Source organism: Gilvibacter sp., from assembly GCF_013214815.1.
In the GTDB taxonomy this organism is placed as follows: Bacteria; Bacteroidota; Bacteroidia; order Flavobacteriales; family Flavobacteriaceae; genus Gilvibacter.
The window spans coordinates 40794-53515 of record NZ_JABSPU010000001.1; the positions used below are offsets into that span (position 1 = coordinate 40794).

10 protein-coding genes and 1 other RNA gene are annotated in these 12722 nt (G+C 44.1%); 6 read left to right on the forward strand and 5 right to left on the reverse strand.

Going from position 1 to position 12722, the window contains the following annotated elements; all coding sequences use genetic code 11:
- Window positions 1–47: 47 nt before the first annotated feature.
- A complete protein-coding gene (locus HRT75_RS00175) occupies window positions 48–1454 on the forward strand; it encodes a thioredoxin-like domain-containing protein (RefSeq protein WP_291181866.1) in 1407 nt (468 codons plus the stop codon).
- 12 nt (window positions 1455–1466) lie between these two features.
- On the opposite strand, the gene fsa is transcribed toward HRT75_RS00175, so the two are convergent.
- The 3 genes from fsa to ffs all read right to left on the reverse strand — a co-directional run bounded on the left by fsa (window position 1467) and on the right by ffs (window position 3178).
- Window positions 1467–2120, reverse strand: a complete 654-nt coding sequence (gene fsa, locus HRT75_RS00180) for a fructose-6-phosphate aldolase (RefSeq protein WP_291181868.1) — start codon at window positions 2118–2120, stop codon at window positions 1467–1469.
- Between the two features lie 101 nt (window positions 2121–2221).
- On the reverse strand, window positions 2222–3025 hold the full coding sequence (locus HRT75_RS00185; RefSeq protein WP_291181870.1) for an SDR family oxidoreductase: 804 nt from the start codon (window positions 3023–3025) through the stop codon (window positions 2222–2224).
- Window positions 3026–3079: 54 nt separating this feature from the next.
- Window positions 3080–3178, reverse strand: an RNA gene (ffs, locus tag HRT75_RS00190) — signal recognition particle sRNA small type.
- Window positions 3179–3286: 108 nt separating this feature from the next.
- Here ffs and HRT75_RS00195 point away from each other — a divergent pair.
- From HRT75_RS00195 to HRT75_RS00215, 4 genes are all read left to right on the forward strand, one after another.
- On the forward strand, window positions 3287–4354 hold the full coding sequence (locus HRT75_RS00195; protein ID WP_291181872.1) for a glutaminyl-peptide cyclotransferase: 1068 nt from the start codon (window positions 3287–3289) through the stop codon (window positions 4352–4354).
- A gap of 93 nt (window positions 4355–4447) precedes the next feature.
- Complete coding sequence (locus HRT75_RS00200) at window positions 4448–5701, forward strand: carboxypeptidase-like regulatory domain-containing protein (protein ID WP_291181874.1); 1254 nt, start codon at window positions 4448–4450, stop codon at window positions 5699–5701.
- An 11-nt stretch (window positions 5702–5712) separates the two neighbouring features.
- A complete protein-coding gene (locus HRT75_RS14750) occupies window positions 5713–6873 on the forward strand; it encodes a carboxypeptidase-like regulatory domain-containing protein (protein WP_366664993.1) in 1161 nt (386 codons plus the stop codon).
- A gap of 60 nt (window positions 6874–6933) precedes the next feature.
- On the forward strand, window positions 6934–8487 hold the full coding sequence (locus HRT75_RS00215) for a hypothetical protein (RefSeq protein ID WP_291181876.1): 1554 nt from the start codon (window positions 6934–6936) through the stop codon (window positions 8485–8487).
- A 19-nt stretch (window positions 8488–8506) separates the two neighbouring features.
- Here HRT75_RS00215 and glyA read toward each other — a convergent pair whose 3' ends face one another.
- A complete protein-coding gene (gene glyA, locus HRT75_RS00220) occupies window positions 8507–9781 on the reverse strand; it encodes a serine hydroxymethyltransferase (protein WP_291181878.1) in 1275 nt (424 codons plus the stop codon).
- Window positions 9782–9891: 110 nt separating this feature from the next.
- Between glyA and fahA the strand changes: the two genes are divergently transcribed.
- On the forward strand, window positions 9892–11166 hold the full coding sequence (fahA, locus tag HRT75_RS00225) for a fumarylacetoacetase (RefSeq protein WP_291181880.1): 1275 nt from the start codon (window positions 9892–9894) through the stop codon (window positions 11164–11166).
- A 4-nt stretch (window positions 11167–11170) separates the two neighbouring features.
- Here fahA and HRT75_RS00230 read toward each other — a convergent pair whose 3' ends face one another.
- Window positions 11171–12685: a CocE/NonD family hydrolase gene (locus HRT75_RS00230; protein ID WP_291181881.1), complete on the reverse strand. Its 1515-nt coding sequence runs from the start codon at window positions 12683–12685 to the stop codon at window positions 11171–11173.
- Window positions 12686–12722 lie beyond the last annotated feature (37 nt).

Below are 12722 nucleotides of genomic sequence, written 5' to 3' on the forward strand. Positions count from 1 at the left end.
CTTATTTTTGTATGGATTTGTATATGGAGCATATTCTTACAAAATACTTGTATCCCCTAGGCCTGTTACTCCCCTTACTTTTAACCGGCTGTAAAACGGACAAACAAGAGCAAACAGCGACTTGGTTTGGTGGCGAGATCATCAACCCCAAGGACGACTATGTCTTGTTGACCAAGAACTCTCGTTTGGTAGATACCATCTACCTGGATAAGAATAATTTCTTTAAGTACCGTTTTGACAGTCTTGTACCTGGCCTTTACAGTTTTATCCACAAGGAATATCAACTGGTTTATATTGAACCGGGAGACAGTATCATGCTTCGAGTAAACACTTTGGACTTTGACGAGTCCTTGGCGTATTCCGGGACTGGGGCGGCAAAGAACAACTATTTGATCGATATGTTCTTGCACAACGAAAAGGAGCAAAAACTCATGCCGAGTTTCTATCAAAAGTCTCCTGAGGAATTTAGCGCATCTTTAGATAGTATGCGTACCATCCGTTTAGAGGTTTTGAATCGTTTCAAAGAAAAATACGAGACCTCATCAGGTTTCAATACTGTAGCGCAAGCCAGCATCGACTTTGACTACTATTCCAAAAAAGAATTGTATCCGTTTGCGCATTATGGCAGCAACCACTTGGAAAATATAAATTCATTGCCTGCAGACTTTTATGCGTTCCGCAATCAGGTAAACTATGGAGATGCGCATTTGTACACGTATTATCCATATTACCGCTACATCACATCTTATTTAGATAATGTGAGCTACACGACCTATATGAACGCCGCTCGTTTTGACCGTACCTCTCCGGAGCACACCAAAGCAAAGCTGCAACTCATTGACAGTGTGATCACGCACGACTCTTTAAAGAACAATCTGCTCTATGCAACTACGCGTCGCTATTTGATAAACTCTAAGGATCAGGAAAGCAGCAGAGAGATCTATAAATTGTTCTTGGACAAGAATAGCAGCGGCAAACAACAAAAAGAGATGAAAATGTTGCAGTCTGCCTGCGACAAGATGATCCCTGGAAATCCATTGCCTAACCAAATGGTGGTCACTACAGACAACACCATTAAGGATTTGCACAGCCTGATAAACAGACCTACTGTTTTGTTCTTCTGGTCTGCTGGTTCATCCTCTCACAACAAACGCATCCACAAGAAGGCTGCAGAAATGCGTGCCAAATATCCGGAGTTTGACTTTATTGGTATCAGCGTAGATCAAAACCACGAAAAGTGGTTAAAGACCATGGCACTGCGTACGTTCAATGAAAAGACGGAGTACCGCTTCAATGACGCGTCCACCGCAGAACGCGCACTTGTACTCAACTCACCTAATAAGGCAATTATAATCGATGCTCGTGGTGTGATCATAGAAAACAACACGAACATCTTTGGTTCTAACTTTGAGGTTCAGCTTTTAGGCTATCTCAATAGAACACCTTTCCAATAAGATTTTAAACTGTTAGTTACCCTTGCGGTAATCTGCGAGGAACTTCTCCAAACCTATGTCAGTCAAAGGATGCTTGAGCAATCCTTCAATGGACTTCAACGGTCCGGTCATTACATCAGCACCAATCTTAGCGCAATCAATAACGTGCATGGTGTGACGTACAGAAGCTGCAAGGATTTGCGTTTCAAAAGCGTAGTTGTCATAGATCAAACGGATCTCGTTGATCAAATTAAGACCGTCCGTAGAGATATCGTCCAAACGTCCGATAAACGGAGAAACATAAGTAGCTCCAGCCTTAGCTGCCAAAAGTGCTTGTCCAGCAGAGAATACTAATGTACAGTTGGTACGGATCCCGTTATCACTGAAGTATTTGATGGCTTTTACGCCGTCTTTGATCATCGGAACTTTAACTACGATCTGCTCGTGCAAGGCCGCAAGCGCTTTCCCCTCTTCTATCATATCTTGATAGTTGGTAGAAATAACTTCTGCGGATACATCTCCGTCTACGATATTACAAATATCTACATAGTGTTGACGAATGTTCGCCTCCCCGGTAATGCCTTCTTTGGCCATTAGTGAGGGGTTGGTAGTAACACCGTCAAGGATTCCCAATTCTTGGGCTTCACGGATCTGATCAAGGTTGGCAGTATCGATAAAAAATTTCATAAAATTCCTGATGAAGTGATTATAGTTACAAAAATAAGCAACCTCTACCCGCTGCAAAGGGATAGTGGGAAGAAATTATTGACCAAAACTGTTAATAACTGCTAGAGCTTGTAGTGCTTTCTAAGCATGGACTCGTACCAAGTGTCAGGCAGTAGTCGTTTAAGCACTATGGAAAGGCGTTGTAGCGGTGCGCCAACACGGTAATGCACCTTTACCTTCTTTTTGTTGATGAGCTTATGGACGAAGCTTGCCATAGCTACAGGATCCTCTCCGGCATCAACGTGTTCATTCATCAGATCCAGAGACACCTTATAGTTCTTGTAATAGGGAGAATCATCTTTCAAAGGAGCGTGATAGCGGCCAGCTGCAATATTGGTAGCAAAATCACCCGGAGCAACCGTAGTGAAAGAAATACCGAATTCGCGAGCCTCCATACGCAGCGTCTCCGTTACGACTCCCAAAGCAGCCTTACTAGCAGAATAAATTCCGCGGTAAGGTAAGCCCATATAACCCGCAATAGAGGTAATATTGATGACGCGCCCCTGCCCTGCTTCTCGCATGGCGGGTAACACGGCTTTAATGACACGAATAGGTCCGTAGAAGTTGGTGTCAAAGTTTTGGTGGATCTGATCGTCTGGGGTTTCTTCTAGCGGGCCGGTGATCCCAACGCCCGCGTTATTGACCAAAACGTCAATACGACCTTTTTCTGCAAGGATCCAGTTGACAGCCTGCTCAATGGTCTCGGGTTTGTTTACATCTAAAGGGATTAAAGGAAATGGAGAGTCTTTTACTTTGGACGGGGTTCTGCTGGTTCCGTAAACCACCATGCCTTTGCTGTGCAATAGTTCACCAATGGCTCTACCAATACCCGACGACGCTCCTGTTATAAAAACTACCTTACTCATAGATGTTGCGGTCAAAAATAGCAAATGAAAAATCCTTGACCAAAGGGCAAAAAAAAATGGCAAGCTACCTACATCACACCGCTACGACCGTCTACCCTTGCTGTGTTCCCACCCTGGGGGATTCAACAGGAGCTGGTTGTGTAGGACTTGCCGCTGCAAAGATACGCTCATTCTTAATATTTGCAACGAATTTTAAGTTGAATTTAAAATCTGTTTCTGTTGATTTTGACCTAAATTAAATAACTTGCCAAAAAATTTGGAATGAACTTTTTCAAGACGCTCTTTCTGCCAATTTCAACCGCCTTATTGTTAGGGGCTTGCGCAGAACCTACTATAAAAGAAGCCCACGGTTTCAATTTGAACTTCTCAGACGCTAAAGCCACCATGAAAGCAGACGGCAGCATGGATGTAAGCCTGTACAACGCCGATCAAAAGCAGGTTGACTCCGTAGCCTACTTTATAGACGATGTACGTTTTGCTGCTTCTACAGACGGCAATGCTTCCATTACTATTGCGGATGGAAAGGTTGGCACGCGCAAGATTTTGGCCCGAGTTTACAGTGGTGAAGATCGTTTTGTGACCCAAAAATCCATTACTGTTTTAGCTGCGAATCCGCCCAAAGGCTATTCGTATGAAATCCTGGAGACCTATCCACACGATATAAAAGCCTTTACGCAAGGGATCGAATTTGTTGGAGACACCCTATATGAAAGCACCGGGCAATACGGCCAGAGTACTTTGCGCAAGGTGAATTACCAAACGGGAGAGGTCCTGAACTCGGTAGCCCTACCAGGAAATCAGTTTGGAGAAGGCCTTACTGTAAAAGACAACAAGATCTACCAACTTACCTGGCAACGCGGTATTGGTTTGATCTATGATCAAAACAGCATGAAAAAGCAAGGATTTTTCAATTACGGAAATAGCCTGCAAGGCTGGGGTCTTTGCAATGATGGCGAGAAGATCTACAAAAGCGACGGAAGTTCTCGTATCTGGATTCTCAATCCGGAGACGCTTATGGAAGAAGACTATATTGAGGTGTATACCCACAGCGCCAAGATTGACAACATCAACGAGCTCGAGTTTATCAACGGAAAGATCTACGCCAATGTATGGCAGCGGGACGCCATTGCCATCATCAACCCAGAAACTGGAGTGGTTGAAGGGGTAATCAATACCAGTTCCCTAAAAGAACAAGTAACCCAATATGCTCAAGCTGAAGATGAGAATGTACTCAACGGAATCGCTTATAAAGGGGAAGAGAACATCCTTTATTTGACTGGGAAACGTTGGGAAAAACTCTTTAAAGTCGCTATCGCGGAAGTACAATAGTCCTGTTCCCTCATTCAGGAGGGTCGTTCCCTCGTTCTATCTTTTAAATCTCTTGGAAAAGCAGGTGATTTGAGTTACACTTAAATCAACCTTATGGCCAAGAAGATTACTATTCAGATTCCCGAGCCTTGTCACGAAGACTGGAACCAAATGTCTCCTAATGGACTGGGCAGGCATTGCGGCAGCTGTGCCAAGACTGTCGTCGACTTCACGGCACGCACCGATAAATTCATCGCCTCATATTTTAAAGAGCACGACAACATCTGCGGACGATTTAGACCGGATCAGCTCAACAGACCTATTGATCTCTCTGTACGCAGAAACTCCATTCTGCCTCCGCTAGCAGCATCTTTCATCTTGCCTTTGGCCATGCTCGCGGCAGGATCGGCTTACAGTCAGCAGCAAAACTCAAATCAGAACAATTCCAGCTACGTATCGCTAAACATCGGCAGTCAAAAACAGCAGGCCTATAAAGACATTAAAGGCGTGGTTACCGATACCGCGGGAAATCCCATGCCCGGAGTGAGGGTCACCATTTTAGAAACCAACGATCAGATCCAAACAGATAATAAAGGAACTTACCGCCTAAAGGCTCAAGTTGGACATACTTTGCGTTTTAGTTCTTACCTCTACCTCACAGAAGAAATTCAAGTCCACGAGCATCAAGACATCTATAGTTTTGCACTCCAATACAGCCCTGAGCATTTACCCGAAGTAGTTGTTGTTGCACAAGCTTATAAACGTGAAATACGAGCAATTAATGGGTTCACCGTTGTTTCTACCAAAACAGAAACCACAACAACGGTAGCAGAAGTATTGGAAAACAAAGCGGCTGTATGTGGATTAAATGAAACCACCACTGAGGTTGATCTTGTAGCACCCATCGCCAAAGACAGTTTGCTTTCTGCAAAGATCATCAAAGTAGAAAGCATTCTAATGGATGCGGAAGGTACCGTGATTCCCTTTGCTAAAATTGCTATTGCCGGTACGCAGGCAGCAGTTTATACGGATGCAGACGGTCACTTTAGAACCGACCTCCGCCCTACTGATGAACTCATCTTTGAGGTAGAAAACTTTGCACCAAGAACTCTTAAGGCTGCAGAAGTCCAAGCCGAAGTTGCACTTGAACGCAAATGGCGAAAATCAGTGATGGGGGTCGTTGCCAAATTTGTGACAATCGAATATGATGGTGTCATTCCTTGGTATCGTATCGGGTACAATCATTCAGAGAACTTTAATGGGAACCCAAAGTTGCAGGCAGAAAAAGCGCGCAACGCCAATACGGTGGCCTTTGAAAGGATTCAAAGGGAAAAGAAAAAGCAAGCGCGAAAAAACAATCAGCAATAAAACAAAGCATCATGGGAAAAAAGATCAGCATTCAAATTCCGGAACCCTGTCATGAAGATTGGAATCAAATGAGCCCACAAGAGCGTGGACGCCATTGTCAAGTCTGTGAAAAGACCGTTATGGATTTCACCAATAAGACCGACGCCTTCATTGTTAAAGCACTAAAAAGTGATTCCAATCTCTGTGGTCGTTTTAGGAACGATCAACTCAATCGGCCTATGGAATTCAACACCGGAGGCTATTCACTCATTCCGCCCTTGGCAGCCGGTTTTATTTTGCCCTTAGCGATCTTGGCCAGCACCTCTGCCTATTCCCAGGGTGAGCCATTGCCTATAAGCACTAAATCCTATGTTTCCTTAAACATCGGAAGTCAACAACAAGACTATAAAGACATCAAAGGAGTGGTTAAAGACACTGCCGGGAATCCTTTACCGGGTGTACGCGTGACCATCGTTGAGACCAACGATCAAATTCAAACGGACAGCAACGGAACTTACCGCCTGCGCGCACGTGTAGGACATACTTTGAGGTTTACGTACTACCTACACCTCACAGAAGAAATTCAAGTACACCCAGACCAGGACCTTTATAATTTCACGCTGGTTTACAATCCACAGCATATGCCCGAAGTTGTGGTTTGTGCTACAGGAATTAAGCGCGAGTCAATGATCCTGGGAAGAATCGCTCCGGAGCCTGTTGTTGAAAAACCAGTAGATAGCACTGCTGTGATTACGTTTAAAGGCACTGTTTTAGACGATACAGGCCTGCCATTACCCGGTGTCAATATCCTAGTAAAAGGAACAGATAAAGGCATACAATCAGACTTTGACGGAAACTTTGAGATCGAAGCTATAGAAGGACAGAAGCTCGTGCTGAGCTATGTGGGCTTTGTGACTCAAGAAGTGACTGTAATGGAGCAGAAAAAGACCATTGAAATGCAATTGGATACCGAAATCGAAGAACTCTACCAATACATCACTGTTGGGATCCCCATATGGCATGAACCCAGCAGACCCGTAGATTTTAGATCGTCTTACAATCCATCAACCAATTTCAACGGAAATCCTCAGCTCCAAAGAGACCGCGCTCGATATGAGAACACGGTAGCCTTTCAGCGTTTACAGCAAGAGCAAAGAAGGGCGCAACGCAAAGCGCGGAAAAAACGCAAATAAGGAGCTCAGCACAATAAGATGCTATGCAAAAAGTTATATTTTTACACAAAATAGATCTTTATGCGAAGCTTACTTGCCCTGACTATCTTGGGCTTTGTTGTTCTCCTTTCCAGTTGTCGTAACGATTTTGAAACCGTACCCAATACGGGCCAATTGGAATTTTCTAGAGACACCGTTTTTTTGGACACGGTCTTCACCAATATTGGTTCCAGCACTTATAATCTTAAGGTATACAACCGAGGAGATGAAGACATCAACATCCCAACGGTGCGTTTGGGACAAGGAGAGAGTTCGCTTTATCGTTTAAATGTAGACGGAATTCCAGGCAAGACTTTTGAAGATATAGTGATCAGAGCCAAAGACAGCATCTTTGTCTTTGTTGAGACCACTATTGATATCGCCGAATTCTCAGCTACGGCAACGCAATTTTTATATACAGATCAGATTGAATTTGACAGCGGAGGCAATCAGCAAGATGTGGAACTGGTCACTTTGGTTCAAGACGCGGTTTTCCTTTTCCCTGAGCGCGATGCGGATGGCGTAGTTGAAACGCTGAATCTAGGCACGGATGCTGATGGAGAACCGATTTTGATTGAAGGATTTATTTTGGAGGACGAGGAGCTGACCTTCACCAATGAAAAACCCTATGTGATCTACGGCTATGCGGCCGTTAATGCAGGGGATGTTTTGACGGTCAATCCGGGAGCTCGTGTACACTTTCACGCCAACAGTGGAATCCTTGTGGCCAATACAGCGTCCATGATCGTAAACGGAGCTCCGAGTTCGGATCCCGTGGCCCTTGAAAATGAGGTCATTTTTGAAGGTGATCGTTTGGAACCTAGTTTTTCTGACGTTCCAGGACAATGGGGTGCCATTTGGCTCACCCAAGGAAGTACCGGTCATACCTTTACCAATACAACTATAAAGAATGCCACTGTAGGGATTTTGATGGACAGCAACGACGGCTCCTCCTCGCCTACTTTGAATTTGAATAATGTACAGATCTACAACAGTTCTAATGTGGGGCTTTTGGCGCGCACAGGCTTTGTAGACGGACAGAACGTAGTGATCAACAATGCAGGGCAATCGGCCTTGGCTTTGACCTTTGGTGGGCGATACAACTTCCGTCACTGCACTTTTGTCAACTACTGGAATGACAGCTTTAGAAGCTTCCCAGCAGTACAACTGGACAATATCTTCGTTGTGAGTGAAACCGAGATCCAAACCACGGATCTGATTGAGGCGAATTTCAACAATTGCATCATTTACGGAAACGAGAACATTGAACTCGGCTTGTTAGGGAGTGATGAAGCTGCCTTTAACTTCAGCTTTACCAATACCCTATTGCGCTTCAACGATACCCAAGGGGTGTTTGATGAAAACCCGCTTTATGACTTCAGCAATACGGCGCGCTACAACAACCTTGTAGTGAATGAAGATCCTTTATTCAAGGCGCCTTTTGAAAATGAGCTCAATATTCCGGATGAATCTGGAGCCAATGGCCTAGATACCTCAGGAACGCCTATCGTACCTTTTGACATTCTGAATGTAGCCCGTACGGCTCCATTTGATGCTGGAGCTTATGCATGCGCGGTAATTCCCGATGACGATTAAGGCTTAGCGAACCGAGTGCCTAGGCATCAAATAATGGGCGTCCGGCCATCATTTCATTTACAGCCTTTGCAACAGCTTCAAGTTCGGCGGTATCTTCTGGAGCTTGAATTACGCGATCAATCAACGTCACGATAGCTGCCATATCCCCTTCTTTTAATCCACGGGTAGTGATTGCCGGAGTTCCAATACGGATTCCAGAAGTTACAAAAGGAGACTGCGTATCAAATGGAACCATGTTCTTGTTTACAGTGATCTCTGCTTGTCCAAGAGCCTCTTCTGCAAGCTTTCCGGTTATTCCTTTGTTGCGCAGATCAATAAGCATCATGTGATTATCTGTTCCTCCAGAGATCACTTCATAGCCTCGGTCTACAAAAGCTTGCGCCATAACACTGGCATTCTTTTTAACCTGAACCATATAGTGTAAGAAATCATCAGACAGCGCTTCTCCAAAAGCAATCGCTTTAGCGGCGATCACGTGCTCTAAAGGACCTCCTTGGTTACCAGGGAAGATTCCGCTGTCCAACAAGGAAGACATTTTTCTCAAGTTTCCGTTCTTAAGAGTGATCCCAAAAGGATTTTCAAAGTCTTTCCCCATCATGATGAGTCCCCCACGCGGTCCTCTAAGGGTTTTATGGGTAGTGGTAGTGATCACGTGGCAATGCGGAACCGGATCCGCAATAAGGCCTTTAGCGATCAAACCTGCTGGATGGGCAATGTCTGCCATTAAAAGCGCACCGACCTCATCAGCAATTTCTCTAAAGCGCGCATAATCGATCTCACGAGAATAGGCGCTGGCACCTGCAATGATCATTTTAGGTTTCTCACGTTTGGCGATCTCCAAAATGGTATCGTAATTCAAAAGTCCAGTCTCTTTATCCACTCCGTAGAATACAGGGCGGTAAAGCTTACCAGAAAAATTCACCGGAGAACCGTGGGTCAAATGCCCTCCATGCGCCAGATCAAAGCCCATAAAGGTATCTCCCGGTTTTAAGCAAGCCGCAAAAACAGCCGTGTTTGCTTGTGATCCTGAGTGCGGCTGAACATTGGCGTATTCCGCACCAAAGAGTTCCTTGGCGCGTTCAATGGCTAAGCGTTCTACTTTATCCACTACTTCACAACCTCCGTAATAACGCTTTCCGGGATAACCTTCTGCGTATTTATTGGTGAGTACAGAGCCGGTAGCCTCCATCACTTGAGGGCTTGCAAAGTTCTCAGAAGCAATGAGTTCCAATCCGTTTAATTGACGTTGTTCTTCTTCTTGAATCAGTGAAAAAATCTCGGTATCGCGTTGCATTTGATCAGCTTAAAAATTACGAAATCAAAAATACAACTTAGATGCTTTTGCACCATCTAAAATCATATCTTTGATTAGACGATTTACCAACACTTTATTAAGAATCAACCATGCCTTTATCAGCAAATAACCCGGAACTTACAACTTGGCTCGATCATGCACCGCAAACGGATTTTCCGATCCAAAACATTCCTTTTGGAGTTTTCTTAACGCGTGACGATATCATTACCATTGGAACGCGCATTGGTGACTACGCCATTGATCTTGGTGCCATGCATCAGTTGGGCTATTTTGATGGGATCGATCTGACGGACGATATCTTTCTTCAAGACAGTTTGAACGATTTTATCTCTGACGGTAGAAAGACTTGGCGATTGGTTCGCAATCGTATTTCTGAAGTGTTTGAATCTAGCAATCCTAAACTTCGTGACAATGCAGAGCATCGTGATGTGATCATTTTCACCATGGATGAGATCGAGATGCAATTACCCGTAAGCATAGGTGACTACACCGATTTTTATAGCAGCAAGGAACACGCCACCAATGTGGGAAGTATGTTCCGAGATCCGGACAAGGCGCTTTTACCGAACTGGATGCACATCCCTGTGGGTTACCACGGACGCAGCTCTTCCATTATTCCGAGCGGCATCAATATTAGACGACCAAATGGCCAGACGATGCCTCCGGGAGCTGAAACGCCTGTTTTTGGTCCTTCAAAACGTGTGGATTTTGAGTTGGAAATGGCCTTTATCACTACGGATGCTAATCATTTGGGAGAACCAATCGCGGTGGATGAAGCTGAGGATTATATCTTCGGATTGGTGTTGTTCAACGACTGGAGTGCACGCGATATTCAAAAGTGGGAATATGTGCCTCTAGGGCCGTTCTTAGCCAAGAATTTTGCCTCTAGTATTTCTCCGTGGATCGTCACCTTAGATGCCTTGCAACCCTTTAAAGTGGAAGGCCCAAAACCAGAGAAACCGCAATTGCCGTATTTACAATATACCGGCCCAAAAAGCTACGACATTAACTTAGAGGTTTACCTGCAGCCTGAAGGTGGCGATGAACACAAGGTGTCTACATCCAACTTCAAATATATGTATTGGAACATGGCACAGCAATTGGCTCACCATACAGTGAACGGTTGTAATGTAGTCAGTGGTGATATGATGGGCAGTGGAACCATCTCTGGCCCTACCCCAGATTCTTACGGCTCTATGTTAGAACTTTCTTGGGGTGGTAAAAACCCGCTAGAAATGCCAGACGGCAGTACTCGATCTTTCATTGAAGATCAGGATACTGTGATCCTAAAAGGATATTGCCAGAATAGTGAGGTACGTATTGGCTTTGGCGAATGCCGTACTAAGTTACTTCCGGCTTTATAAAAACTTACTGCTTCATGGCCTTCAGTCTATTTTTTGCATTGACATTCTCTGGATACAACACCAAAGAACGCTCAAAGGCGCGAGTAGCCTCGGGATATTGATTCGATAAGAAATAGGCTTCTCCAAGACTGTCAAAGAGATTAGCAGATTCTGGGTACAACTCGGTAGCAAACTTGAGTACTGCGATTCCCGATTGCTGGAATTCTGGATTAAAGAATAAATGTAGGCCTAAATTGTTTAAATCTCCTTGGTGAAATTTTTGATCGAGATTTAAGCTTGTGTATAAATTCAAAAGATCCGAGTAATTCTGCTTAGCCGCAAGTTCATTGAATTGCGCTAAGCTCATACTGTGAGTCTGATTGACTTTTGTTTGATAGCTAAACCGCTCTAAGCTGACGGAGCTACTTTTTAGAATCTCATCAAACTTTGAAGTTGTGGCATCTTCCTTCTTTACATGAGCATCCAAAAAAAGACGACTGTACTCGCAAAGAATATTATAAGACTCCATAATAAGCTGATCTGATTTGTCTTGTCGCTGATCGCGATTAGCAAACAAGACGCCAAAGCTGCTAAAATTACCATGTGTCAAATCCAGCATCTTCAATTGATATGCCGGAGCCTTATCCAAACGATCATAGAATTCAAAATCTGTGTTCAAGGCAGGATCAATTCCATCTTGCTCCAGAACCACTGCAGGTATATCCTTTTGAGAAAAATGAATGAAAGGAATAGCGAATTCATCCTGACGATAAAAAGGAGATGATGCTAATGTTTTAAACTGATATTTTACACTTCCGTCTAGACTAACATTTGCCTTGATCTGCTTGTTTCTTATACTTGCCAGCACATTAGAAATCCCCCCAAAACTGAAACCCATAGTTGCAATTCTACTGGTATCGACATAATTGAAATCATCCAAAGCGTCAACGATAAACTCAATATCACGAGCCTGAGTTTCCAAATCAAGGAGCGTGCCTCCCGTGAAACTGCGGTTGTAAGCACCACGGCTTGGACTAGCGATAACCACATAACCATGACTGGCTAAATACTCACAAAGGGTAAAATTCTCGGTTGAGGCCGCACCATAACTAGGCGCATACACTATTACTGGGTACTTTCCTTCTAGCTCAGCTTGATCCTTAACAGCCTTGACTTCTTCCCAAAGATGGGCTTTGTTCTGTGCATTAGGCGCATAATAGAACCAATTCAAGATCAGAGAATCTGGTAAGTGCTCCCATTCTTCTTCCAACTTGAGAACACGCATATAATCCATTACCTTCATAGGAGTTGAAACGGCAGTTGACTTCGCTGGATACCAAATACTTAAAGGAATAGGACGTGCTATAGTTGCCGTTGTCCAATTTCCTTTTACACTGTAGCTGCGGCTGTTGTCTACTAGTTGTGTATAGCGATAGCCTACTTCATAGGTACCATAATCAAGATTTAAGTCAGCTACAGAGGTTTGCCCTTTGGCGCTAATTGAAATGAAAAATAGGAAGGCTAGAAAATAATTGCTCATAAGGATAGTGTTACCCTACAGAGCTTACTACTAAAAA